Below are 23,296 nucleotides of genomic sequence, written 5' to 3' on the forward strand. Positions count from 1 at the left end.
AACCGTTGGGTCCTGGCCTGCAGTCGCAGGAAGGAGGTGTCGTCGTTGGTCACCCCCGCACCCTATTTCAGCCGCACGCCGCCGCGTAGTCGGCGAGGATGCCGCCCCAGCCACCGGGCGCGTCGACGCCCCCGCGCACGGCCTCCTGGTCGTCGTGGCGATCGAGGTGCCGGTGGGTCAGCACGACCCTCGTGCGGCCGTCGGCCTCCTCCGTGAACACGACCTCGACCTCGCTGGCCTTCGCCGGGTCGGGGTCGTAGCTCCAGTCGCCCTGCAGGTGCCAGGACAGCACGACCCGCTCGGGTGGGTCGTAGGCGAGGACCACGCCCCAGTCGCACTCGCTGCCGTCGGTGCCGCGCTCGTACCACCGGCCGCCCGCGGCCGGTTCGATGACCGCGTCGGCCAGCTCGGCCTTGCCGATGTGGTGGCTCTTGGGCCACCAGGTGGAGAACTTCTCGGTGAACACGGCGAACGCGCGCTCGCGGCCCGCGTTGACGGTGATCGACTTGGTGACGGTCAGGGCGTCCGTGTCAGTACTCATTCCTCTTCCTCCTGCTCGACTGCCGCGGCGAACGCGGCCAGCGCGTTGTCCCACAACTGGTCCAGATAGGCGCGCAGGGCCCGCACCCCGCGCGGGTCGACTCGGTAGAGCCGGCGGGTGCCCTCGGCACTGTCGGTCACGAGCGCCACCTCCTTGAGCACCTTGAGGTGCTGCGACACCGCCGGCCGGCTCACCGGAAGCTCCTTCGCCAGCTCACCGACCGCCCGCGGTCGGGTCGCGAGCAGTTCGAAGATGGCGCGGCGGGTCGGGTCACCCAGAGCGCCGAGCGCGTCCAGTTGGTAAGTCGGCACGAACGGTAAGTTACAACTTACTCATCTTCTCAGTCAAGCCCACTGGAACTCTTTGCCAGTCCTGTGCGGGCTCACAGGGTTCTCTCATGGCGCGAGCGCACCGTTGGTGGCATGACACAGAACGTGCAGACACCGCCCCCGTGGACCTACCCCGGCAACCCGTACCCGCCGCCACCGGTGCCGCCGCAGCATCCGGCCGCGCAGGCGCCCGGACAGAAACCGCCGCGCCGCTTCCGGCGTGGGACCGTCGCCGCCGTCGCGGCCGCCGCGCTGGTCGCCGGCGGGGTCGGCGGCACTGTCGGCGCGTTCATCGGCAGCGACGGCGCCAGCCAGCCGGTCGCGGCTACCACGACCGCCACCACGACGTCCTCGTCCACCGGCACCGAGGGCATCGACGTCTCCGCCGTCGTCGCGAAGGTGCTGCCCAGTGTCGTGCAGGTCAACGTCCAGCTCGCGAACGGCGAGGGCATCGGCTCCGGCGTGATCATCGGCTCCGACGGCAAGATCCTGACGAACAACCACGTCGTCTCGGGTGCCGAGAAGGTGACCGTGACGCTGTCGGACGGCCGCACGGTCGACGCGACGGTCCTCGGCACCGACTCGGCCAGCGACCTGGCGGTGATCCAGGCGCAGGGGGTGAGCGGCCTGACCGCGGCGACGTTCGGCAACTCCGACGACGTGAAGGTCGGCGACGAGGTCATCGCCATCGGCTCGCCCGGCGGCCTGCAGGGCACCGTCACGACCGGCATCGTGAGCGCACTGGACCGCAAGGTCACCGTGTCCGACTCCGAGGACCAGCAGCAGCAGGGGTTCCCGTTCGGTGAGCAGGCCCAGAACGGCGGCGGCACCACGACCTACCAGGCCATCCAGACCGACGCCTCGATCAACCAGGGCAACTCCGGCGGCCCGCTGTTCAACAGCGCGGGCCAGGTCATCGGCATCAACTCGGCGATGTACTCGCCCGTGACCGGAGCGGACGGGTCAGCGGGCAGCGTCGGGATCGGGTTTGCCATCCCGAGCAACCAGGCCCAGCAGGTGATCGACAAGCTGTAGGCCACCCACCGTGACGCTCGCCCGCCGCGCCTCGCCCATCGCCATGGACGCGCGGGTGAGCAGCCACCGGGCCCGGCGCAGCTTCCTGCGGGTCGCGGTGATCTCCCACAGCAACGCGGCGGCCGCCAGCAGCAGGACGGTCGCCGCGACGACGACCAGCTGGGCTACCACCGGTGCAACCGCACGTCCGCCCGCACCCCGGACGCGGCCAGCGACTCCCGCACCCGGCCGATGAGCTTGCGGTGCACGACGTCGCGGAGGAGCCGCGGCGTCAGGGCCGTGAGCGGACGGGTCAGCGCGTTCTCCCGATGCGCCAGCTCGAACAGGTTGAGCAGCTCCACGGTGATGACGTGCCGCGCGCCGGTGCCGAGGCCGTTCGCCAGCTCGGGCGGCAGCGCGTCCATCCGCTCGGCCAGCTCGGTCGCCTCCGCCTCGGTGTCCGCGAGCTCCCTGCGCAGCTTCCCCAACGCCACGACCGCCACGCCGAGCACGGCAAGACCGGCGATCACCAGGACGAGCGCGATGGTCTCCATGGAGGTCACGGTAACGGCTGACGTTCGGGCCCGTGCGTTCTAGCGTGTGCCCATGACGATCGACGGAGTCGCGGCCGGGGTGCCGTACACCGCCCTACCTCCCGAGCACGGCGGACCGGCGCCGCTCGTGCTGACGTGGCACATGCTCGACGCACCACGCACGAACGCGGCCTTCGCCGCCGCACTGCCCATGAACGGCGTGGCGGCGTGGCGGGTGCACCTCGGCCTGCCGATGTGCGGCGACCGCATGGTCGACGGGTCGATGGACGCCGTCATGGCGCTGGCGCGGCGCGATCCGCTCCGCGAGTTCGCCGACGGGTTCTCCCGGCAGGCCGCCGAGGAGTTCCCGGCGGCGCTGACCGCACTGCGGGCGGAGCTGCCGATCGGTGACGGACCGCTCGGCATCGTCGGCGGATCCCTCGGCGGGCTCGTCGCGCTGCGGGTGCTCACGAGCGGCGTGCCGGTGACCGCGGCCGCACTGGTGAACGCCTGCATCCGCCCCCGGTCGCTGGTCGACATGGTCACCGGCGGGACCTACCCGTGGGACGCGGACACGAACGCGCTCGCCGACGAGCTGGACTTCGTCAAGCGGGCCGGGGAGCTGCGGGTGCCGCTGCTGGTGGTCAGCGGGGAGCAGGACGACCCGCCGTTCCGCGTGGACGCGGCCGCGCTCGCCGACGCCGCACCGCACGCGGAGCTGCTGACCGTGCCGGGCCTCGCCCACCCGCTCGCCGACGAACCGGGCCTGGCGCCCGCGCCCCAACTTCCGCTGGCGAAGCAGGTGGACGACGCCCTGACCGGCTGGTTCACCCGCCACCTGCGCTGACCCTGATGCCCTGAGGGTGCGCCCCCAGGGCATCAGGCCGGGCTCAGCGGGTGAGGGTGCGGTGCATCTCCTGCAGGCGGGCCGCCAGGTCGGCGCGGGTGGCCGGCGCGACCAGCACACGCTCGTCGCCGTCACCGGTGGTCGTCGAGTAGTTCAGCCAGCGGCCGTTCGCGGTGTCGGCGTAGCGCAGCGGGTCCTGCACGGCCTTGCGGCGGCCCATCCGGTCGCGGACCGCCACGTACAGCTCGCCGCCCCCGGTCGTCGGCTGGGACATGATCTGCTGCACGATCCGGACCTCCGGCGGCGCCGGGCGCGTGCCGACACCGGCCGCGGTGCGCTGGCGGCCGCCTGCCGACGCGAGCACCTCCGACCGCAGGACGTTCACGGCCTCCCCACGCGACGGCGGCACGTCCGCGGTCTGGTTGACCAGCGCCATCGGCAGGTTCTCCGGCCGGACCTGGGTGACGGTCACCTCCGCGCCCCTGCGCACGGCCAGGATCGCCTCGCGACCGATCGCGGCCGACAGCACGCCCTTGGTCTCGTCGCCGATGTTGATCCAGCCGTAGAACTCGGCGCCCGCGCGGGTCAGCACGGCCAGCGCGGCGGCGACCTCCACGTCGACCCGGCCCCGGTTGTCCAGCAGCCCGAGCCGCATGAACTCCTTGCGGGCCTCGATCTCCAGCAGGTCCTGGTCGGCCCTGGGCCGCCAGACGGCCTGCGGCTTGAGCGTGACGTGCAGTTCGCCGAGGTTCCCCATCCGCACCAGCCGGGCCAGCGCTTCGACGTGCAGCTTCAGCGGCTTCTGGAGCATGTGCCTACTCGCCGATCACCGGCGGCGCGGTGACCTCGTCGGTGCCGAACGTGTCGTGCGGGTCCGGCTCGACGAGGAACGTCGGCCGCTCGTGCTCGGTGTCCTCCTCACCCTCGCCGCGCTTGCCGCCGCCGTGCATTCCGCCCATGCCACCCGTGCCGCGGCTCCCCGCGGCACCACGTGCGGCCGCGCCCTCGGCCGCCGCGGCCGCGTTGCCGGCACCGGGACCGAAGCCACCGCGACCGGAGCCGGGGCCACCGGTACTCCCGCTGCCACCGCCCGGGCCGAAACCACCGCTGCCGCGGGGACCGAACCCGCCGCCGGCGCGGGGAGCACCACCGGGACCGCCGCCTCCGGGACCGAAGCCGGCCGGCGGGAGCATGCCCGGCAGGGCCGGGTTGTTGCCGCCGCCCTGACCGGGGTTCTGGCCGGTCGGCAGGGTGGTGCGTGGTGGGAGGCCCACCGGCGGGCGGTTGTTGCTCGGGGTGGTCGGGGTGCTGCCCGGCGGCCGCTGCGTGCTGCCGGGTGGGTTCTGCCTGCCCTGGTTCGTCGAGTTGTTGCCGGTGGAGCCAGTGCCGCGGTTGGTGCCGCCAGTGCTCTGGCCGCTGGTCGTGCTGGTGCTCGGCACGGCCGGGTTGAACGGCTGGCTCGGGGGTGGCGGCGACGGCCGGTCCACACCGACCGCGGCGTAGTCGTCGGTGATCCGGCCGTAGGTGGTCGGCATCGCCGAGGTGTTGGAGCTGGTGGTGGTCTCGTACTGCTCCATCACGGCCACGTTGTGGTCGTTGGCCGTGTTCACCTGGTTCATCTTGTGCTCGTAGTTGCGCCCCGCGCCGCCGAGGCTCGTGAGGTTGTCCCACATGCCTGGCTTCTCCGGCGCCGGCGGTATCTCCGTGACCTGCGTCTTCGCCGAGTTGAACGCCGTGACCTGGTCGGTCAGGGTCTTGTGCGCGATGGCCATGTTGGGCTGGGCCAGCCCGTGCTCGACCGCGAGCGGCCCGGCGCCGCGCTGCGCGGCCCCCGCCGCGTCGCCCTGCCAGGCGCTCTCCATCTTCGTGGTCAGCTGGGTGATCGACTTGGTGCGGACCTCGTACCGCTTGGTCACCGTCGTCACCTTGGCGCCGGCCACCACCAGTCCCCTGGCGTCGTCACCCGTACCGCCGCGGAAGTTGTGGTAGATGTCCGAACCGTTCATGCCGTTGGACCACATGTTCGTCATCCCGATGCTCCCTCAGCCCGTCACACCTGGATGCTGCGCATGCGGGCGTGCGCGCCGTCTTCCATGGCCGAGATCTGCGCGTGGCTGGCCTTCAGCTTCTCGATGTAGTTGTTGGCGTAGTTCAACATCGCGTTGCTGTGGTTCCACATGTTGGCCAGCGAGTCCCGCGACGCACTCGCCTGCCCCCGGCTCATCGGGTCGCCCGCCGGGTCCTTGATCGCGTAGTAGGCGTCGGCGATCGCGTCGCGGTCGTCCCTGATGCTGTCGCGCTCGTCCTCCCACTTCTTGATCACGCCGTTCAGGTCGTCGAGGCTCGCGAACATGAACTGGCCACCGGTGCCGCCGCCGCCCGCCTCGTACGGCTGGTCCCCGCCGAGGCCGAACAGCGAACGCCACCACCCGAGCACGTTCTCCCGGGCGATCTCCTCGTCGACCTGGTCGGCCGGTGTTCCCGGGTCGCCGGTTCCCGTGTTCTGAGCGTTCGTACCGTCAGGCACGCCCACCACACCCCTTGTCCACTCTCACCCCATGCCCGCTCGTGCAGCTTACCGCCGGTGACCAGGCGCTACCTCCGGGCACTACGACGAACCGGGCGCGCCCCCGGTTCCCACTGGCGAGCGTCGCGTGGAGACGGACGGAGGTCATTCGTTGCGGGGGAAGCCCAGGTTCACTCCTCCGTGTGACGGGTCGAGCCAGCGGGACGTGACCACCTTGGTCCTGGTGTAGAAGTGGAGACCGTCCGGGCCGTACGCGTGCGTGTCGCCGAACAGCGAGTCCTTCCAGCCGCCGAACGAGTAGTAGCCCACCGGGACCGGAATGGGCACGTTGACGCCGACCATGCCGACCTCGATCTCGTTCTGGAACCGCCTGGCCGCGCCGCCGTCGTTGGTGAAGATCGCGGTGCCGTTGCCGTACGGGTTGTCGTTGACGAGGCCGACCGCCTGCTCGTAGGTCTCCGCGCGGACCACCGACAGCACCGGCCCGAAGATCTCGTCCCGGTAGATCGACATGTCGGGCCGCACGTGGTCGAACAGCGTCGGGCCCAGCCAGAAGCCGGTGGGCTCGCCGTCGATGTCGTGCTCGCGGCCGTCGACCGCCAGCGTCGCGCCCTCGTCGACGCCGGCGTCCAGGTAGGACGTCACCCGGTCGCGGTGGGCGGCGGTAACGAGCGGCCCCATCTCGCACCCGGGCCGGCGGCCGTCGCCGACACGCAGCTTCGCCATCCGGGTTCTTATCCGCTCGACCAGCTCGTCACCGACCGGACCGACGGCCACGACGGCCGAGATGGCCATGCACCGTTCGCCCGCACTCCCGAAGCCGGCGGACACGGCGGCGTCGGCGGCCAGGTCGAGGTCGGCGTCCGGCAGGACGACCATGTGGTTCTTGGCCCCGCCGAGCGCCTGGACACGCTTGCCGTTGCGGGTGCCGGTCTCGTAGACGTACCGCGCGACCGGCGTCGACCCGACGAACGAGATCCCCCTGACGCCCGGGTGCTGGAGGAGCCCGTCGACGGCCACCTTGTCCCCGTGCAGGACGTTGAGGACGCCGTCCGGCAGGCCCGCGCGGGCCCAGAGGTCCGCGATGAAGTTGGCGGCGGAGGGATCCTTCTCGGACGGTTTGAGCACGACCGTGTTACCGCAGGCGATCGCGTTGGGCACGAACCACAGCGGCACCATCGCCGGGAAGTTGAACGGCGAGATCACCCCGACCACACCGAGCGGCTGGCGGATGGAGTAGACATCCACCCGCGTCGAGGCGTTCTCGCTGAAGCCCCCCTTGAGCAGGGCGGGAATGCCGCAGGCGAACTCGACGTTCTCGATCGCGCGCCCAACCTCGCCTGCGGCGTCGTCGAGCACCTTCCCGTGCTCGGCGGTGACGATGGCGGCCAGGTCGGCCCGATGCTCGTCGAGCAACTGCCGGAAGGCGAAGAGAATCCGCGCCCGCGCCGCGAGGGAGGTGTTCCGCCAGCTCTGGAACGCCCGCGCCGCGGCCGACACCGCCTCGTCAACCTCACCCGACGCCGCGAAGTCCACCCGCCCGGTGACCTCCCCCGTGGCGGGATCGAACACGTCACCGGCCCGCTCCGCGACCCCGGCCCACGGCTTGCCGTCGATCCGGTGACTGATCCGCGCAACCATCAGCGGCTCCTTTCGGTTTTCCTGCCCGGCAACACACTGACACCGCGCCACGCCCACTCGCCACCGTGCCCATGACCGCTCCACGCCGCCATCAAACGGCTCCCTTCCCACACCCGCCCAAACACCCCCCCAACCTCAACCCCCACCGCCCACCGTCGGATCCGGCCGGCGCGATCATCAGCCATCTCCTTCCGAAGCCGCGGCGATCGCCTCGCCGAGGATTCGTAGCGCCTCCTCCAGTTCCTCGCTCGTCAGCGTCATCGGGGGCGCCAGCCTGATGACGTTGTTGTGGAGGCCCCCCTTGCCCACCAGCAACCCACGCGCGCGGGTCTCCTCCAGCACGCGGGTCGCCGCGGGCGGTGACGGCGTCATGCCGCCCGGCTCCACCAGCTCCAGCCCGACCATCAACCCCTTCCCACGAACGTCGCCCACCACCGGGTACCGCGAAGAGATATCACGCAGCCCCGACAGCAGCCGGGTGCCGAGTCGCAGCGCGTTGCCCTGCAGGTCGTGGTCCCGCACGTAGTCGAGCACGGCGTGTGCACCGACCGTCGCGACCGGGTTACCCCCGAAAGTGGAGATCGAGTTGGCGGTGAGGCAGTCCATGATCTCGCCGCGGGCGACGACGCCGCCGATGGCCAGGCCGTTCCCCAGGCCCTTCGCGAAGGTCATCATGTCCGGCACCACGCCGTGGGCCTGGATGCCCCAGAAGTGCGTGCCCGTCCGCCCCCAGCCCGTCTGCACCTCGTCCGAGATGAACAGGATGCCGTGCTCGGCAAGGACTTCCGCGAACGCGCCGTACAACCCGTCCGGTGGCGTGGTGAACCCGCCGACGCCCTGGATCGGCTCCGCGATCATGCACGCGACGTCGCCGGAAGTGGCCGTCTGCAACACATCGCGGAGGTCCGCGACGCACGCGGCGATGTACTCGTCGTCCGGCAGGTCGCGGAACGGGCTCCGGTACGGATACCCACCGTGCACATAGGACACACGAACGGGTGAGAGTGCGGATGCCGACCAGCCGCGGTTGCCGGTGATGCCGACGGTCGCGAACGCCCGGCCGTGGTAGGAGTTGCGCAGCGCGAGCACCTGGTTGCTGCGCCGGTACTGCGTGGCCAGCATGAGCGCGGTCTCGTTGGCCTCGGTGCCGGAGTTTGTGAAGAACACCTTCGCGTCCGGGATGCCCGACAGCCGCGCGATCTCCTCGGCCAGCTCGACCTGGCTGCGGATCAGGTACAGCGTCGACGTGTGCAGGATGCCGGTGTCCAGCTGCTTGCGGACCGCGTCGCTGACCTCGGGCACGTCGTAACCGAGCGCGTTGGTGAGGATGCCGGCGAAGAAGTCGAGGTAGGTCCTGCCGTTCGCGTCGGTCACCCGCCGCCCGCTCGCGTGCACGATTTCGATCGGGTCGGCGTAGTAGAGCGCGAGCCAGTTCGGGAGGACGGCGCGGTGGCGGTCGATGAGACGCTCCATGTTCTGAAGTCTGCCCAGGCGCCTCCCGCCGCGCCATGGACAGTGTGTGTCGCGGACCGCCCCAGCCCCGTACAGTCTGCGTGCGTGTACCCGACCGTCGCCGACGTGCTGACCCTGCCGGTGATCCGGGAGGGGTTCGCGACCGTGGTCGCGGGCGCCGGCGGCCTCGACCGGCGGGTCCGCTGGGTGCACATCGCCGAGATCGCGGACATCGCGCCCCTGCTCGGCGGCGGCGAGCTGGTGCTGACCACCGGCATCGCGCTGCCGGACGACGCCGACGCGCTGCGGAGGTACGTCGCGGAGCTGGCCGCGGTGGGCGTGGTCGGCGTGGTCGTCGAGCTGGTCCGGCACTGGCACCGCGAGCTGCCGGACGCGTTGATGGAGGCGGCGGACGATCACGATCTGCCACTGATCACCCTGTCGAGGGAAACCCGGTTCGTGGCCGTGACGGAGGCGGTCGTCGGTCTGATCGTGGCGGCGCAGGTGGCCGAGCTGCGGGCGGCGGAGCGGGTGCACGAGACGTTCACCGCGCTGACGGTCGCGGGCGCGGAGCCCGCGGAGGTGCTGCGCGAGGTGGCCAGGGCGTCGGGCCTGCCGGTGGTGCTGGAGACCCTCGGCCACGACGTGCTCGCCTACGACGCCGCCGGCACCGACCCGCGCGAGCTGGTCGCGGACTGGGCCACCAGGTCACGAGCCGTGACCGTCGACGCCCGGACGAGCTATCACGAACAGGCCGGCTGGCTGGTCACGGTCGTCGGCGCCCGCGGCAACGACTGGGGCCGGCTGGTGCTGGTCTGCCCGTCCGAGCCGCAGCACCGGCAGGTGGTGATCGCGGAGCGGGCGGCGTCGGCACTCGCGGTGCACCGGCTGGTGGCACGCGACCGTGAGGGGCTGGAGCGGCACGCGCACCGAACGCTGCTGACCGAGCTGCTCGGCTCGACGACGACCGCGGTCGACCTCGCGGCGCGGGCGAGCGCACTGGGGGTGCCGCTGCAGCGACGCCAGCTGCTGGGCGTGTCGGTCCGCCCGTCGATGACGACGCAGACCGCGACGGCGAGCTGGCCGACCATGGCGACCCAGGAGGTGCTGCGGGACCTGGCGGAGGCCACGGCGCTGGCGGCCCGCCGGGCGCGGGTGGCGGCACTGGTGGGGGTGGTGGACGACATCAGTGTGCGGGCACTGCTGCCGCTGACCCCGCAGGCGGACGCCGATGCCGTGCTGGGCCGCCTGTCGAAGGAGATCCACCAGGCGGCGGCGAGCGCACCCAAGGCGTTGCCGGTCATCGTCGCGGTGGGTACCACCGTCGATGCGGTCTCGGACGCCCGCCGCACCATGGTCGAGGCGGCGCACGTGGCCAAGGCGGCGTTGCGTTCCCCGGACGGCCGCCAGTACCACCGCCTCGATGACGTGCGGCTGCGCGGCCTGCTCCACCTGCTCGCGGACGACGACCGGGTGACGGCGTTCGCCGCGCGGGAGCTGGGCCCGCTGTTGGCACGCGACGCCGCGCAGGCCGGCCGCCTGATCGAGGCGTTGCGGAACTTCTGCGAGCACGGCGGCAACAAGTCGGCGGCGGCGGCGGCCGCGCACATGTCGCGCACGGCGTACTACCAGCAGCTGGCGCGCGTGGAGCAGGTGCTGGGCGTGTCCCTGGACGACCCGGAGTCCGTGCTGTCGCTGTACGTCGCGCTGCTCGTGCGCGAGATCAACGACTGAGCACGCTTCAGAGCACCTGGGCGAGGAACTGCTTGAGCCGCGGTGACTCGGGGCTGCCGAACAGGGCGTCCGGCGGCCCCTCCTCGACGATGACACCGCGGTCCATGAAGGCGACCTTGTCCGCGACCTTCTTGGCGAAGCCCATCTCATGGGTGACCACCAGGAGGGTGAGCCCGCGGTCGGCGAGCCCGGCCATCAGCTCGAGCACGCCCTTCACCAGCTCGGGGTCGAGGGCACTGGTGGCCTCGTCGAAGAGCATGACCTCCGGCTCCATGGCCAGCGCACGCGCGATCGCCACGCGTTGCTGCTGCCCGCCGGACAGAGCGGCCGGCCGGTAGGGGGCCTTGTCCGCGAGCCCGACCTCGGCCAGGCGCTGGCGCGCCACCTCGGCGGCGTCCTCCCGGGAGAGCTTGCGGACGTTGCGCAGCGGCAACACGATGTTGTCCAGCACGGTGCGGTGCGGAAACAGGTTGAAGTGCTGGAAGACCATGCCGACCCGCTGGCGCAGCTGGTCGGGGTCGGTCCTGGTGACGTCCTGGCCCGCGAGCAGGATCTGCCCGGAGTCGGGTTCCTGCAGCCGGTTGGCGACCCGCAGGAGAGTCGACTTACCGGACCCGGACGGCCCGATGATGCACGCGGTCCTGCCCTGCTCGACGGTGAGTGTGACCCCGCGCAGGACTTCCAACGTGCCGAAGGAGACGTGGATGTCCCGCAGTTCGACGCTGGACGAGCTCATGACCGCACCGTCCCCGACGTCACCAGATCGAGGTCCTCCTCCGGGGACTCGGCCACCTTCTTCCCCACCCTCAGTCGCTTGTCGATGTAGTTGACCAGATGCGTCAGGGGCACCGTGATCACGAGATAGACGAACCCGGCCGCCACGAGCGGCGACAGGTTGCCGGTGTTGGCCGCGAGATCCTGCCCGATGCGGAACAGCTCGCGCTGCGAGGCGAGGAACCCGAGGAAGTAGACGAGACTGGAGTCCTTGACGAGCGAGATGAACTGGTTGACCAGCGCGGGCAACACCCGCCGCACCCCCTGGGGGATGACCACCCGCAGCATGGCACTGCTGTAGGTCATGCCCAGGGCACGACTGGCCTCCAACTGCCCCTTCTCGACACTCTGGATACCAGCCCGAAAGATCTCCCCAATATACGCGGCGGCGATCAACGACAACGCCAGAATCCCCAACGGATACGGGTTGGTGCCAACAACGTCCCGAGCGATCGTCCCCAGCCCCTGCCCGATCACGAGGATCGTCAGAATGACCGGCAAGCCGCGAAAGATGTCGGTGTAGACCCGAGCCGGCCAACGCAACCAACGCTTGGTCGACAACCCCATCACCGCAAGAACCATGCCAAGCACAGTCCCGATGACCGCCGACGCCCCGGCAAGGATGAGCGTGTTCAGCAACCCGGTCTTCAACAGGTCGGGAAAGACCTGCCAGATGTAGTCCCAGTTGAGGAACGTATCGAGAAACTGGTCCATGTGGTAGTCGATTCAGGATGGCCGCAAGGCTGAAGTGGAGGAACTGCTCGAACAATAGTGCGTGACAACACAAGCCCAACAAGGTGGCGACAAACACCTCTCAAGACGAATCCCGCCACCACTCACCGCTACCGCCTCTCGCCAAATCACCTCACTCCCCAACCCACCCTCCCAACACCGACCACAACCGACCCTGACCAACTCGCCCCTCCCCAACCAGGCCTCCCAACACTCACCACAACCGGCTCTGCAAACCCTCCCCCTCCCCAACCCCCCCACGGCTGACCACAACCGGCACTAACCAACCGCCCTCCTCCCCAACCAGGCCTCCCACCTACCCACCACAACCGGCCCTGCAAAACCCTCCCCCTCCCCAACCCAGCCCCACCACGCCTCACCACAACCGGCCCTACAAAACCCTCCCCCTCCCCAACCCAGCCCCACCCCCCGGGCCCCCCGGCCCCACCCCCGGCCCAGACGACCAACCCAACCAACCAACTCAAGACTTCGCAGCAAACTCAGGCGGCGTAGGCGCATTGGGCTCAAACCGCTTGTGCAACTTCTCCCAGGTCCCGTCCTCGATCACCTGCTTCAACCCGGCGTTGATCTTGTCGACCAGCGCCGTGTTGCCCTTCTTGAAGGCATACCCGTGCGGCAGATCAGTAGTGACGGAGTACACGACCTTCAACTTCGAGTCCGCGTTCTCCTTGGCGTAGGTGTCCGCCGTCGCGAGGTCGAACACCGCGCCGTCGACCGCCTTGGTCTTCAAACCCGACAGGGCGGCGGCGTCGTTCGGGAAGCGGACCAGCTGCGCGGTCGGCGCGTGCTCCGCGACCCAGGTGTCCGAAACCGTGCCCTGGACCACCCCGATCCGGTTGCCCCCGAGTGTCTTCTCGTCCTTCACCGGGGAGCCCTCCGCTGCCTCGATGCCGAGGGACTGGTAGTTGTACGGGTCGGAGAAGGCGACGGTCTTCTTGCGCTCCTCGGTCTGGGAGATGGCCGAGCTGCCGATGTCGAACTTGCCGTTGGCGACCTGGCCCAGCAGCGCGGAGAAGTCGGTGGCCACGAACTGCAGCTTCAGGCCCTGCTTGGCGGCGATCGCCTTCAGCAGCTCGTTGTCGAAGCCGGTGAAAACGCCGTTCTCCTGGTAGGCGTTGGGTTTCGAGTCGCTCAGCGTGCCGACGGTCAGGGTGTCACTGTTTTCGGCGTCGCTCCCGCACGCCGCGAGCGACGCGGCCGTCACCAGCGCGGTCACGGCCGCGACCAGGCGTTTCATCATGTTCAGACTCCTGGGTTGGTCACCGGGAGGCCGGGTCCGCCTGGCTCCAGCTCCTTCGGCAACGGGCTGTCCGGGTAGAACTTGGTGTTCAGCTTCTCGACCGTGCCGTCGGCGATCGCCGCCGCCAGGCCCTTGTTGAGCTTATCGAGCAGGTCCTTGTTCTTCTTGCTGACCGCGTACGCGGACGGCGTGTCCTTTGACTCGATCTTGAAGCCTACCTCCAACGGGACCGACGCGTTCTGCTCGATGTACTGGTTGCCGATCTCGCTGGGCACCACCCAGCCGTCGAGCGTGCCGTTGCGCAGCTGCGCGAAGCCCGCGTTGTAGTCGGGGAAGCGCACGACCTCCGCGCCCGGCACCTTCTTCGACGCGAAGTCGTCCTGCACCGAGGCCTGCACGACGCCGAGCCGCTTGCCCTTGAACGAGTCCAGCGCGGTCAGCTTGGCGCCCTTCGCGGTGACGATCACCGTGTACTCGGTGTGGTAGCCGTTCGAGAACAACACCGTCTTCTTGCGTGCCTCGGTGGCGGAGATCGTCGAGCTGCCGACGTCGAACCGTCCACTCGAGACACTCGCGAGGAGGCCGGCGAACTCGGTGCCGACGAACTCGACCTGGAACCCCTCCCGCTTCGCGATGTCACGCAGCAGCTCGTTGTCGAAGCCGGTGAACTGGCCGTTCTTGAAGTAGATCGCCGGTGGTGCGTCGGTGAGGGTGCCGACCCGCAACACCTGCGCGTCGCTGGCCCCGGAGTCGCCGCCGCACGCGGTCAGCGACACGGCCAGCACCCCCGCGGTAAGCGCGGCGAGCAGTGTGGAACGCATGGTTTTCTCCTGAGATCCCGCGGTGTTCGATGGTTCGCTCCGCAATCTCGGCGAACATCGGGCGCCACAGTAGGGATTCCGGACTCCGGCATCACCTCGTTCCACACTGTGGACGGGGTGCCGTGCCCTTGGTCACAGGCGGAATCAGAGCTGGCCAAGCAGCCACCTCGGTCCGAGGATCGACGCGCCGGCCTCCTGGCTGCGGCGCTTGAGCTCCCGGTCGGCGGTGATGACGTACACGTCCGCGTCGGGCACGCCGGCGTACTGCCGCACCGTGTCGACAATGGTGTCGTCACCCTCGCCTTCGGCAGTGACCACGCGGACGTGCTCGCCGTCGCCGATACCGCGCGCCTTTCCCTCGACGATCATCACCAGTTCGGGGAACGCGACATCGAACGGAGGTAAGCGGAAGCCCTCCACCGCGTCGATCTGGTCCCGTAAGCGGGTGGCCGCGCCGTGCCGGTCACGCCACCAGCCGTCGTTGCGCGACCCCATGACATTCGCGGTGTCGACGATGAGAACGGGTCTGCGCATGGCGTCACGTACCTTGGGCCAGGAAATCGCGAAAGCGGGAAAAAGATTCATGTCGGTGACCTCGCCGGCGGGCACCCACCTCGCGTCCTTGGACTCCCAGGACGCGGGCGCCACCTCGGGCCTGGACTCGACGTCGCCGACGACGGTGTCGTAGGACCAACCCCGGTGGTCCTCACTGACGATACCGCGGACCCGCACGACCCCCACGTCCAAGGTGGACTCCTCGGCGGCCTCGCGCAGCGCGGCGGTCACCGGCGGCTCGTCCCGTTCGCGGGCGCCGCCGAACAGGCCCCATGTCTCGGGGCCGAGCGAGAGCGCGGACCGCTGCTGGAGGAGCACGGTGCCGCCGTGGTGCAGTAACAACCCGGCGGCACCGTACTTCCCCCAGTGTCGATGTCCGAGTCCACAGTGGACGAACTGGTCGCCGTCACGGTCCATGCGAGCAATCTTACGAGCCCGCGGCGACACCGGCCGGAAGTTGTCCACAGCCCGAGTAGTTATCCACAGGCGAGCACCTCCGCCTCAACAAGCACCGGCACCGAGCCGATACTTGGATCATGCGAACAACACGGCCTTCGATCAACTTCGTCCTCACAACACACCCAGCCGGCCCACCGGAAACCACCCGTCATGCACGCGGCAACGGCCATTACCGCAGTATCAGTCCCCGGTTCCCTGTAACAGCAATAGACTCCGCACGTGGAATTCCGGTTGCTCGGCGATATCGAGGCACGTCTGGACGGGCAACCGATCGCGCTCGGCTACGCCCGGCTGCGTTGCCTCCTCGCGGTGTTACTCGTCGAGGCCAACCGCACGGTCGCGGTGGACGACCTCGTCGAGCGGGTCTGGGGGCACAACCACCCCCGGCGACCGCGCGGTGCGGTGCAGCACGGCATCACGATGCTGCGCAAGGCGCTCACGCCGCTGCGGGACGTCGAGATCGCCTGGCGGTCGACCGGCTACCACCTCACGGTGGACCCGGCGACGGTCGACGTGCACCATTTCCAGGACCTGCTCGGCCAGGCCCGCACGACCCGCGACGACGCGCGGGCGGCCGACCTGCTCGAGCGTGCGCTCGAGCTGTGGCGCGGCGAGCCGTTCGGCACGCTCGACACGCCGTGGGTGAACACCGTCCGGACCACGCTCCTCGGGCACCGGCACGCGGCGGAGCTGGATCTCACCGACATCCGGCTGCGGCGTGGGCAGCACGGGGCCCTCGTCGCCGAGCTGTCCGCGCAGGCGGCGGACAACCCGCTGGACGAGCGGCTCGCCGGTCAGTACCTGCTCGCGCTCTACCGCAGTGGCCACCAGGCCGACGCCCTGCACCACTACCAGGAGCTGCGGGAACGCCTTGCCGACAACCTGGGCGCGGACCCGAGCCCGCCGCTGCGCACACTGCACCAGCGGATCCTGGCCGCGGACCCGGCGCTGGACCTCCCGGTCCGGCCCGTCATGCCTCGGCAGCTGCCCGCGCCGCCGCGCTCGTTCACCGGACGGACCGACGAGCTGGCCCGGCTCACCAAGGCGGTCGGCGAGCACGCGATCGTCTCGGTCGGTGGCATCGGGGGGATCGGCAAGACGTGGCTCGCGCTGCACTGGGCGCACGAGCACCTGGACCGGTTCCCGGACGGCCAGCTCTACGTGAACCTGCGTGGGTTCGACCCGTCCGGGCAACCGCTGTCGCCGGACACGGCCATTCGCGGCCTGCTCGCGGGGCTCGGGGTGGACACCGCGGCCCTACCGGCGGACCCGGAGGCACTGGCCGGGACGTACCGGAGCGTCCTGGCGGGCAAGCAGATCCTGCTCCTGCTGGACAACGCCGCCGACCTGGCCCAGGTGACGCCGCTGCTGCCGGGCGGCCCGACCTGCACGGTGATCGTCACGAGCCGGCGCCAGCTGACCGGGCTGGTCGCCGCGCACGGCGCGGTGCCGCTGGCGTTGGACGTCCTGTCCGCGGCCGAGGCGACGGAGCTGCTCGCGCGCCGGCTCGGGGCGGAGCGGGTCGACGGGGAACCGGCCGCGGTGGCCGGGATCGTGGCCAGCTGCGGCGGTCTGCCGCTCGCGCTGGGCGTGGTCGCGGCCCGGGCCGCGACGCATCCCCGACTGCCGCTGGCCACCCTGGTGGCGGAGCTGACCGACGCTCAGCTGGACGCGTTGGGTGGCGGCGACCTGAGCAGCGACGTGCGCAGCGTGCTGTCGTGGTCGATCCGCGGGCTCGACGACGAGGCCGTGCGGGTGTTCGGGTTGCTCGGCGCCGCGCCGGGGCCGGACATCGGCCTGCCGGCGGCGGCCGCGCTCGCCGGGCTGCCGGTGGCGCGGACCCGTGCGGCGCTGCGCCGGCTGGACGACGCCTACCTGGTGCAGGAGCACGTGCCGGGCCGGTTCCGCATGCACGACCTGATCCGCCTGTTCGCCGCCGAGCGGTCCACGGAGGACGAACCGCTGCGCAGGCTCGTGGACTTCCTGCTTCGCACGGCGTACGCGGGCGAGCGGCGGCTGTACCCGTACCGGCCGCCCATCGACGTCGATCCGCTGCCCGTTGGCGACGCGGCGGCGTGGTTCGACGCCGAGCACCCGTGCCTGCTCGCGGCGCAGGAGCTGGCGGCGGCTCGGGGCTGGCAGCGGGAGGTGTGGCAGCTGGCGTGGGCGCTGGACACCTACCACCGGCGTCGGGGCTTCCTCCGCGACCAGATCGTCGTGTGGACCGCGGCACTGGGCACGGACGACGAGGCCGTCCGTGCGCGGGCGCACCGCGTGCTGGGCCACACCCACACCTACCTCGGCGAACCGACCGACGCCGGCGGGCACCTGCGTCAGGCGCTCGCGCTCGCCGAGCAGCAGGGCGACCTCGCCGGCCAGGCCGAGACCCAACGCTGCCTGGCGTGGACCTGGGTGTTCCGGGGCGACGACCGCCGCGCGCTGGAGCACGCGACGACCGCGCTGGAGCTGTGCCGGGCCACCGACCGCGCGCTGCTCGACGGCGCGCCGGAGCTGAACATGGTCGGCTGGCTGCAGGCGAAGCTGGGCGCCCACGACGAGGCCCGCCGGCACTGCGCGGCCGCGCTGGCGATACACCGCAAGCACCACAACCGAGAGGGGGAGGCGGAGGCACTCGGCAGTCTGGGCTTCCTCGAGCTCCAGGTCGGTGACCACGATCAGGCACTGACGCACTACCGACAGGCGATCGCCGTCTGCCGGGAGCTCAACCACACCCGGGGGCAGGCGGAGCTCCTCGGCCGCATGGGCGACGTGCTACTCGACGCGGGACGCCCGAACGAGGCGAGGGAGTACCTGCGCGAGGCACTCGACCTACACCGAAGCCAGCACAACGTGGTCGACGTCGAACGGATTCAGGGGGTGCTTGCCACACTGACACAGCGCGACCTCGGTCCCGACTTCGGTCCCGGTTGACCCGGAGCAGGGACCTACTACCGCACGCACGGTGTCACCTAAACCGGTAACCCTCCCATCACGGCGCTAGCGCCAGTCCTCATGGTGCCGAGGATTCCGAACCACGCCCATGCGGCCGGCGGGCGGGGTGAGATCGGCCTGCTGTCCAACCGTGTCACGGACGCGGTGAGGAGGAGAGCACGGTCACCTTGCCGGGGGACGTGGGCGGTTCGGATATGCCGGCGATATGCCGTGCTGCCTACGCTTCGGGTATGCGCGTGCTGATCGTGGAGGACGAGCCCTACCTGGCCGAAGCCGTCCGGGACGGGCTTCGGCTGGAAGCGATCGCCGCCGATATCGCCGGTGACGGCGACACCGCGCTGGAGCTGCTCAGCATCAACTCCTACGACCTCGCCGTCCTCGACCGCGACATCCCCGGGCCCTCCGGTGACGAGATCGCCCGGCGCATCGTCGCCTCGGGCAGCGGCATGCCGATCCTCATGCTCACCGCCGCCGACCGGATCGACGACAAGACCTCCGGGTTCGGGCTCGGCGCCGACGACTACCTCACGAAGCCCTTCGCACTCCAAGAGCTCGTGCTCCGTCTCAGAGCACTCGACCGCAGGCGCGCCCACATCAGACCACCCGTGCGAGAGATCGCGGGCCTGCGGCTGGATCCGTTCCGCCGCGAGGTCTTCCGCGACGGACACTACGTCGCCCTCACCCGGAAGCAGTTCGCCGTGCTCGAAGTCCTCGTCGCCGCCGAAGGCGGTGTCGTCAGCGCCGAGGAACTCCTGGAGCGGGCGTGGGACAGCAACGCCAACCCCTTCACCAACGCCATCCGCATCACCGTCTCCGCCCTGCGCAAGCGACTGGGTGAGCCATGGCTCATCGCCACGGTGCCCGGCGTCGGCTACCGAATCGACACCGGCGTGGACACCCCCCGTCCTGGCAGTGCTCATGAATAGACGTCCAGGGCTGAGCGCCCGGCTGAAACTCACCCTCAGCTACGCCGGGTTCCTCCTCGTCGCGAGCGCTCTCCTGCTGGCCGTGGTGTGGGTGTTCCTGCTGCGCTACGTACCCGACAACAGCCGGGGCCTGCTCGGGATCGCACCCAACCGCTTCCTCCTGGCGCGCGTCTTCGGCCAGGCCGCGGCCATAGCACTGGTCTTCCTGCTGGTGTTCGGCCTCCTGGGCGGATGGCTGCTCGCCAGCCAGATGCTCGCACCGCTGAACCGGATCGCGGAAGCGGCACGAATGGCCGCGAGCGGATCGCTGTCCCACCGGATTCGCATGGAAGGCCGCAAAGACGAGTTCCGCGAGCTCGCCGACGTGTTCGACACCATGCTCGAACAACTCGAGTCCCACGTCACCGAGCAGCAGAGGTTCGCCGCCAACGCCTCCCACGAACTGCGCACCCCGCTGGCGATCTCGCGGACACTCCTCGACGTCGCCCGCAACGACCCCACGCGGGACCAGGGTGAACTCATCGAACGCCTCCACACCGTCAACACGCGGGCCATCGACCTCATCGAGGCCCTCCTGCTGCTCAGCCGCAGTGACCGCAGGAGCTTCACCCGTGAGCCCGTGGACCTCTCCCTCGTCGCCGAGGAAGCCTCCGAGACCCTGCTCCCCCTCGCCGAACAGCGCGGGATCACGCTCGCCGTCACCGGCGAGACAACACGGACCATCGGCTCCGCGCCGCTCATGCTGCGGATGATGACGAACCTCGTCCAGAACGCCATCGTCCACAACCTCCCCGCCGGCGGCACCGTCACGGTCCACACCGAACCGCAGCGCGGCGCGAGCGTGCTGCGGGTCGAGAACACGGGTCATCGGCTCCCAGCGGAACTGGTACCGACGCTCACCGAACCCTTCCAACGGGGAACGGAACGCAAACGGACCGACGAGCACGCCGGCGTCGGCCTCGGACTGGCCATCGTGCACAGCATCGTCCGAGCACACGACGGGACCCTCGACCTCACACCCCGTGCCGCCGGTGGTCTCCTCGTCACGATCCGGCTCCCCGGCGCGCCGCGGGGCGTCGTCGTCCCCGGACCCGTGAACGTCCCGATCTCCGGCTGAAGCACCAGGCGGACGCGCGCGAGGGCGGCCGCCACCGCCGCGGTGGCGACGAGGAGTCGATGTCCCCGCTCAGCCGGCAGTCGTCGGGCGGGACGTGTTGGTCCGGCCCCTGATGCTGTTGATGTACGGGAGGATGCCGGTCGACCAGCGTTGGGCCGCGCCACCGGTGGACGTGTTGTGCGGCCACACCATGTGGCTCGCGCGCATGGTGGCGTAGAAGTAGTCGAAGATCTCTTCCGGGGTCTGGGTGAACCGGGCGCCGAGGTTGGCGGCCCGCACCTCGCCCGTCCAGGGGATCGTGCCGCGCAGGTCGGTGCCGCCGTCGTCGCCGCGGAAGACGCGGTTGGCGGTGATGAACCGGGTGATGCTGAGCACCGGGGGTTCCGGGTTGGGACCGCCGACGGTCACCCCACCGCCGCGGGCGCAGTGGGTGATGAGGTCACGCATGGCCTCGTCGTTGCTGATGAAGTTGGCGTTCAGCCGCAGGTAGGTGTTGGTCCACGCCCTCTTGCTCTCGGTGAACCACCGCTTGAGCTGGGCGCGCCAGGCCTCCGTCGAGAAGCCGTACCCGCCGGGCACGCCCATGGCCGTCTCACCCAGCGAGAACTGCTCGAACCTGGGATGGCCGTCGTAGCGGGTGGCGAACGCGTGGGACAGGGCGATGAGCCGGTCCATGACCGCAGGCTGCCACATCCTGGCGGTGCTGGCGAGGTTGCCGGTCCAACTCTCACCGCCCGGTCGAGCGATCACCCAACCGTTGTCGACGATGTACCGCGGGTAGACGCCGGGCCCCGGGTTGCCGAAGGACCGCTCGTTGACCTGCACCATCAGGTACTTGCCCACCGAGTCGAGCTTGTCCAGGTAGGCGTCGAGGATGCGGAAGCCGGCGGTGTAGTCGCCCTTGGCGCCCTCGAAGTCCGCCCAGTCGAAGGCGATCTTGATGCCCGTGACGTACGGGTTCGCGGCCACCGCGTCCAGCGCCGCGAAGTGGCTCTTGCGCACGTCGGCCGACCACCGCGTCCCCGCCGGCCACAGGTAGTGCCCCGGATGCCACTTCCGCGCGGCGGCGAACGCCGGCGACGGGGCCAGCACGGGCACGGCCGCCGCGGCGACGAGTCCACGGAGCAGTGTCCTGCGGGTGATGGTCACGACCCGACAGGATGGCAGCGCCCGCTTTGGTACGACGTTGTCCGCGCTTGACTGCGCTGGTCAGGGCAGTAGCCGGGCGTTCAGGGTCTGGAGGTACTCGCGGCCGTAGGGGCCGTTCTCCAGGTCGTCGTGGAGCGCCGCCGGCAGGTCGTCGGTCACCTCGGCCGAGTGGGCGGCGGCCGCCAGCGCGATGGTCGCCACGGTGTCGACGTCACCTGTGTAGGCGACGCACAGGCGGAGGAGGTCACTCATCGTCGTGGCCTTCGTGAGTGCGGTGAGGGCCGCGCGGACGCTCATCGCACCCTTCGGGCCGACCTTGCCCTGCCACGGACGGGTCCAGTCCGCGCCGAGCTGGTCGGAGATCCACTTGGCGACGCCGTTCAGCGGGCCCAGCCCGTGGTGGCAGTAGTGCACGGCGAGCGCGGCAGCCTCCGCCGACGCGACGCCCGCCGGGGTGTCGTGGGTGACGCGGGCCTGCGCCGCGGCGTGGTGGCGGACGTCGGCCACCGACGGCAGCAGCCCCACCGGCGCGACCCGCATCGCGGCGCCGCTCTTGTCGCTGTCCGGACGGATGCGGTCGAGGAACTCGCGCCCGGACGACACCGACCGCAGGAACGCGTGGAAGCCGACGGCGTACCCGACCCGCGGGTCGCGGTGGAACACCTCCACGAACTTGTCGGCGAGCACGAGCGGCGTCCACTCCGCCGCGCCGACCAGCAGCTCCGCGATGGCGAGCGTCATCTGCGTGTCGTCGGTGTAGCTCCCCGGCTCGATGCCGGCGTGCGTCGGGTGCCTCAGGTATCCCGTGACCGTGTTGTGCCGCGCCACGAACGCGGCCGGCGCGTACTCGAACCCCGCGCCGTAGGCGTCCCCGATCGCCAACTCGACCATCATGCCCGCACCGTATCCCAGCTTGACAAGGGCCTTTCCACTCAGCCGCAAAGGGGTGCCCCTTCCGGTACCGCACTCGTACGATCCGAGGCCAGCCAACAGGATCGTTGGGGGCAGTCATGCGCAAACGGCTTTCGGTACCGGTCGTCCTTCTCGTTCTCCTCACCGCCGTCGCGCCGAGCGCGGCCGCGGCACCCGGTGTCCGCACGGCACCCGCCCACACCGCGGCTGTCAGGACCGGCTTCGCGCCGCCGTCGGGGCAGGCGCGGCCGAACGCCATCCCACCCGGCTACAGCTTCTGGAACCTCCAGCTCAACCTGTGCAACAGCGGTGTGGCGGGTTGCTTCGACGGCGGCAAGTCGGTCCCCGAGGCGCAGCAGGTCATCACCAACTGGGCGCCGGACGTGGTCACGCTGAACGAGGTGTGCCTACCGGACGTCCGCGACCAGCTCTTCCCCACGATGTCCCAGACCTGGGCCGGCGACTGGGTCTTCTGGGCGTTCATGCCCGCCTGGAACGCCGGCCAGAACGCGCCGTACCAGTGCGCGAACGGCCGCGGTGAGTACGGCAACGGGATCATCGGCCACGTCCCGGCGGCGAACTGGGCCGGCGTGGACGCCCGGGGCGGCATCTACCAGAGTCAGGACGCCAACACCAACGAGTGGCGGTCCTGGGTGTGCACCTACGCCGTCGGCAACTACTACGGCTGCGGCACCCACCTGGCGAGCGGCAACGCGACGGCCGCGAACCTGCAGTGCAACGACCTCCTGCGCAACCTGGTGCCGGCGTTCCGGTCCGCGGAGGGCGGCTACCACCCGACGGTCGTCGGCGGCGACTTCAACCTGAAGTACAAGGGCAACCCGGACATCCAGGCGTGCGTGCCGTCCGGCTGGTACCGCAAGGGCGACGGCGACGTGCAGCACTGGTTCGTCACCGCCGACCTGACGTTCGACTTCACCCGGGAGATCGGCATGTCACACACCGACCACCCCGGCTGGCTGGTGGCGACGACCACGTCCTGACCGGTCCACACGGGTTGCC

Annotated in this window: 23 protein-coding genes; 7 read left to right on the forward strand and 16 right to left on the reverse strand. The window is 70.4% G+C overall.

The features are described 5' to 3' along the window. Positions 1-67 precede the first annotated feature (67 nt). Both ACJ73U_RS33160 and ACJ73U_RS33165 read right to left on the reverse strand, forming a co-directional pair. On the reverse strand, positions 68-541 hold the full coding sequence (locus tag ACJ73U_RS33160; protein ID WP_407781689.1) for an SRPBCC family protein: 474 nt from the start codon (positions 539-541) through the stop codon (positions 68-70). Continuing rightward, positions 538-852, reverse strand: coding sequence for an ArsR/SmtB family transcription factor (locus ACJ73U_RS33165; RefSeq protein WP_407781690.1), 315 nt, complete (start codon positions 850-852; stop codon positions 538-540). Before ACJ73U_RS33165 ends, ACJ73U_RS33160 begins: the two co-directional genes overlap by 4 nt. 111 nt (positions 853-963) lie before the next feature. Between ACJ73U_RS33165 and ACJ73U_RS33170 the strand changes: the two genes are divergently transcribed. Continuing rightward, a complete protein-coding gene (locus ACJ73U_RS33170; RefSeq protein ID WP_407781691.1) occupies positions 964-1,905 on the forward strand; it encodes a S1C family serine protease in 942 nt (313 codons plus the stop codon). Here ACJ73U_RS33170 and ACJ73U_RS33175 read toward each other — a convergent pair. Both ACJ73U_RS33175 and ACJ73U_RS33180 read right to left on the reverse strand, forming a co-directional pair. Continuing rightward, on the reverse strand, positions 1,834-2,076 hold the full coding sequence (locus ACJ73U_RS33175; protein WP_407781692.1) for a hypothetical protein: 243 nt from the start codon (positions 2,074-2,076) through the stop codon (positions 1,834-1,836). The genes ACJ73U_RS33170 and ACJ73U_RS33175 overlap by 72 nt on opposite strands. Then, positions 2,070-2,438 (reverse strand): hypothetical protein, encoded by a 369-nt coding sequence (locus tag ACJ73U_RS33180; protein ID WP_407781693.1) that lies wholly within the window; start codon positions 2,436-2,438, stop codon positions 2,070-2,072. Before ACJ73U_RS33180 ends, ACJ73U_RS33175 begins: the two co-directional genes overlap by 7 nt. A 52-nt stretch (positions 2,439-2,490) precedes the next feature. Between ACJ73U_RS33180 and ACJ73U_RS33185 the strand changes: the two genes are divergently transcribed. Further along, positions 2,491-3,264: an alpha/beta hydrolase family protein gene (locus ACJ73U_RS33185; protein WP_407781694.1), complete on the forward strand. Its 774-nt coding sequence runs from the start codon at positions 2,491-2,493 to the stop codon at positions 3,262-3,264. Positions 3,265-3,307: 43 nt separating this feature from the next. Here ACJ73U_RS33185 and ACJ73U_RS33190 read toward each other — a convergent pair whose 3' ends face one another. The 5 genes from ACJ73U_RS33190 to ACJ73U_RS33210 form a co-directional block, all read right to left on the reverse strand. Further along, positions 3,308-4,075: an ESX secretion-associated protein EspG gene (locus ACJ73U_RS33190; RefSeq protein WP_407781695.1), complete on the reverse strand. Its 768-nt coding sequence runs from the start codon at positions 4,073-4,075 to the stop codon at positions 3,308-3,310. Positions 4,076-4,079: 4 nt separating this feature from the next. After that, positions 4,080-5,294: a hypothetical protein gene (locus ACJ73U_RS33195; RefSeq protein ID WP_407781696.1), complete on the reverse strand. Its 1,215-nt coding sequence runs from the start codon at positions 5,292-5,294 to the stop codon at positions 4,080-4,082. A gap of 20 nt (positions 5,295-5,314) precedes the next feature. Then, positions 5,315-5,791 carry a hypothetical protein gene (locus ACJ73U_RS33200; protein WP_407781697.1) on the reverse strand — a complete coding sequence of 159 codons (477 nt, stop codon included), beginning with the start codon at positions 5,789-5,791 and terminating at the stop codon, positions 5,315-5,317. A gap of 144 nt (positions 5,792-5,935) precedes the next feature. Then, positions 5,936-7,432, reverse strand: a complete 1,497-nt coding sequence (locus ACJ73U_RS33205) for a CoA-acylating methylmalonate-semialdehyde dehydrogenase (RefSeq protein ID WP_407781698.1) — start codon at positions 7,430-7,432, stop codon at positions 5,936-5,938. A gap of 177 nt (positions 7,433-7,609) precedes the next feature. Then, positions 7,610-8,905 (reverse strand): aspartate aminotransferase family protein, encoded by a 1,296-nt coding sequence (locus ACJ73U_RS33210; RefSeq protein WP_407781699.1) that lies wholly within the window; start codon positions 8,903-8,905, stop codon positions 7,610-7,612. A gap of 84 nt (positions 8,906-8,989) precedes the next feature. On the opposite strand from ACJ73U_RS33210, the gene ACJ73U_RS33215 reads away from it, so the two are divergent. Further along, positions 8,990-10,618 (forward strand): PucR family transcriptional regulator, encoded by a 1,629-nt coding sequence (locus tag ACJ73U_RS33215; protein ID WP_407781700.1) that lies wholly within the window; start codon positions 8,990-8,992, stop codon positions 10,616-10,618. Positions 10,619-10,625: 7 nt separating this feature from the next. On the opposite strand, the gene ACJ73U_RS33220 is transcribed toward ACJ73U_RS33215, so the two are convergent. From ACJ73U_RS33220 to ACJ73U_RS33240, 5 genes are all read right to left on the reverse strand, one after another. Beyond that, positions 10,626-11,354, reverse strand: a complete 729-nt coding sequence (locus ACJ73U_RS33220) for an amino acid ABC transporter ATP-binding protein (RefSeq protein ID WP_407781701.1) — start codon at positions 11,352-11,354, stop codon at positions 10,626-10,628. Beyond that, positions 11,351-12,106, reverse strand: a complete 756-nt coding sequence (locus tag ACJ73U_RS33225) for an amino acid ABC transporter permease (protein WP_407781702.1) — start codon at positions 12,104-12,106, stop codon at positions 11,351-11,353. Before ACJ73U_RS33225 ends, ACJ73U_RS33220 begins: the two co-directional genes overlap by 4 nt. A 499-nt stretch (positions 12,107-12,605) precedes the next feature. Continuing rightward, the gene (locus ACJ73U_RS33230) at positions 12,606-13,385 is read right to left on the reverse strand and encodes an ABC transporter substrate-binding protein (protein WP_407781703.1); all 780 of its coding nucleotides are present in this window, start codon (positions 13,383-13,385) and stop codon (positions 12,606-12,608) included. 2 nt (positions 13,386-13,387) lie between these two features. After that, on the reverse strand, positions 13,388-14,206 hold the full coding sequence (locus ACJ73U_RS33235; RefSeq protein ID WP_407781704.1) for a substrate-binding periplasmic protein: 819 nt from the start codon (positions 14,204-14,206) through the stop codon (positions 13,388-13,390). A 144-nt stretch (positions 14,207-14,350) separates the two neighbouring features. Continuing rightward, positions 14,351-15,178, reverse strand: coding sequence for an NUDIX domain-containing protein (locus ACJ73U_RS33240; RefSeq protein WP_407781705.1), 828 nt, complete (start codon positions 15,176-15,178; stop codon positions 14,351-14,353). Between the two features lie 261 nt (positions 15,179-15,439). On the opposite strand from ACJ73U_RS33240, the gene ACJ73U_RS33245 reads away from it, so the two are divergent. The 3 genes from ACJ73U_RS33245 to ACJ73U_RS33255 all read left to right on the forward strand — a co-directional run bounded on the left by ACJ73U_RS33245 (position 15,440) and on the right by ACJ73U_RS33255 (position 20,215). After that, on the forward strand, positions 15,440-18,151 hold the full coding sequence (locus ACJ73U_RS33245; RefSeq protein ID WP_407781706.1) for a BTAD domain-containing putative transcriptional regulator: 2,712 nt from the start codon (positions 15,440-15,442) through the stop codon (positions 18,149-18,151). Between the two features lie 251 nt (positions 18,152-18,402). Then, positions 18,403-19,098 (forward strand): response regulator transcription factor, encoded by a 696-nt coding sequence (locus ACJ73U_RS33250; RefSeq protein WP_407781707.1) that lies wholly within the window; start codon positions 18,403-18,405, stop codon positions 19,096-19,098. After that, complete coding sequence (locus ACJ73U_RS33255) at positions 19,091-20,215, forward strand: sensor histidine kinase (protein WP_407781708.1); 1,125 nt, start codon at positions 19,091-19,093, stop codon at positions 20,213-20,215. Before ACJ73U_RS33250 ends, ACJ73U_RS33255 begins: the two co-directional genes overlap by 8 nt. Positions 20,216-20,284: 69 nt before the next feature. On the opposite strand, the gene ACJ73U_RS33260 is transcribed toward ACJ73U_RS33255, so the two are convergent. Both ACJ73U_RS33260 and ACJ73U_RS33265 read right to left on the reverse strand, forming a co-directional pair. Beyond that, positions 20,285-21,364 carry a hypothetical protein gene (locus ACJ73U_RS33260; RefSeq protein ID WP_407781709.1) on the reverse strand — a complete coding sequence of 360 codons (1,080 nt, stop codon included), beginning with the start codon at positions 21,362-21,364 and terminating at the stop codon, positions 20,285-20,287. 60 nt (positions 21,365-21,424) lie between these two features. Then, on the reverse strand, positions 21,425-22,258 hold the full coding sequence (locus tag ACJ73U_RS33265; RefSeq protein ID WP_407781710.1) for an ADP-ribosylglycohydrolase family protein: 834 nt from the start codon (positions 22,256-22,258) through the stop codon (positions 21,425-21,427). A gap of 116 nt (positions 22,259-22,374) precedes the next feature. Here ACJ73U_RS33265 and ACJ73U_RS33270 point away from each other — a divergent pair, with 116 nt between their 5' ends. Beyond that, positions 22,375-23,277, forward strand: coding sequence for a hypothetical protein (locus ACJ73U_RS33270; RefSeq protein WP_407781711.1), 903 nt, complete (start codon positions 22,375-22,377; stop codon positions 23,275-23,277). Positions 23,278-23,296: the final 19 nt, after the last annotated feature.

Origin of the sequence: Actinophytocola sp., assembly GCF_045807065.1 — a bacterium.
GTDB lineage: Bacteria > Actinomycetota > Actinomycetes > Mycobacteriales > Pseudonocardiaceae > Actinophytocola.

Bases quoted from the DNA above. Each gene is read 5' to 3' on its own strand.
- ACJ73U_RS33160 (WP_407781689.1), bottom strand. From the start codon at position 541: ATGAGTACTGACACGGACGCCCTGACCGTCACCAAGTCGATCACCGTC.
- ACJ73U_RS33170 (WP_407781691.1), top strand. From the start codon at position 964: ATGACACAGAACGTGCAGACACCGCCCCCGTGGACCTACCCCGGCAAC.
- ACJ73U_RS33180 (WP_407781693.1), bottom strand. From the start codon at position 2,438: ATGGAGACCATCGCGCTCGTCCTGGTGATCGCCGGTCTTGCCGTGCTC.
- ACJ73U_RS33185 (WP_407781694.1), top strand. From the start codon at position 2,491: ATGACGATCGACGGAGTCGCGGCCGGGGTGCCGTACACCGCCCTACCT.
- ACJ73U_RS33190 (WP_407781695.1), bottom strand. From the start codon at position 4,075: ATGCTCCAGAAGCCGCTGAAGCTGCACGTCGAAGCGCTGGCCCGGCTG.
- ACJ73U_RS33195 (WP_407781696.1), bottom strand. From the start codon at position 5,294: ATGACGAACATGTGGTCCAACGGCATGAACGGTTCGGACATCTACCAC.
- ACJ73U_RS33205 (WP_407781698.1), bottom strand. From the start codon at position 7,432: ATGGTTGCGCGGATCAGTCACCGGATCGACGGCAAGCCGTGGGCCGGG.
- ACJ73U_RS33210 (WP_407781699.1), bottom strand. From the start codon at position 8,905: ATGGAGCGTCTCATCGACCGCCACCGCGCCGTCCTCCCGAACTGGCTC.
- ACJ73U_RS33220 (WP_407781701.1), bottom strand. From the start codon at position 11,354: ATGAGCTCGTCCAGCGTCGAACTGCGGGACATCCACGTCTCCTTCGGC.
- ACJ73U_RS33225 (WP_407781702.1), bottom strand. From the start codon at position 12,106: ATGGACCAGTTTCTCGATACGTTCCTCAACTGGGACTACATCTGGCAG.
- ACJ73U_RS33230 (WP_407781703.1), bottom strand. From the start codon at position 13,385: ATGATGAAACGCCTGGTCGCGGCCGTGACCGCGCTGGTGACGGCCGCG.
- ACJ73U_RS33235 (WP_407781704.1), bottom strand. From the start codon at position 14,206: ATGCGTTCCACACTGCTCGCCGCGCTTACCGCGGGGGTGCTGGCCGTG.
- ACJ73U_RS33240 (WP_407781705.1), bottom strand. From the start codon at position 15,178: ATGGACCGTGACGGCGACCAGTTCGTCCACTGTGGACTCGGACATCGA.
- ACJ73U_RS33250 (WP_407781707.1), top strand. From the start codon at position 18,403: ATGCGCGTGCTGATCGTGGAGGACGAGCCCTACCTGGCCGAAGCCGTC.
- ACJ73U_RS33255 (WP_407781708.1), top strand. From the start codon at position 19,091: ATGAATAGACGTCCAGGGCTGAGCGCCCGGCTGAAACTCACCCTCAGC.
- ACJ73U_RS33265 (WP_407781710.1), bottom strand. From the start codon at position 22,258: ATGATGGTCGAGTTGGCGATCGGGGACGCCTACGGCGCGGGGTTCGAG.
- ACJ73U_RS33270 (WP_407781711.1), top strand. From the start codon at position 22,375: ATGCGCAAACGGCTTTCGGTACCGGTCGTCCTTCTCGTTCTCCTCACC.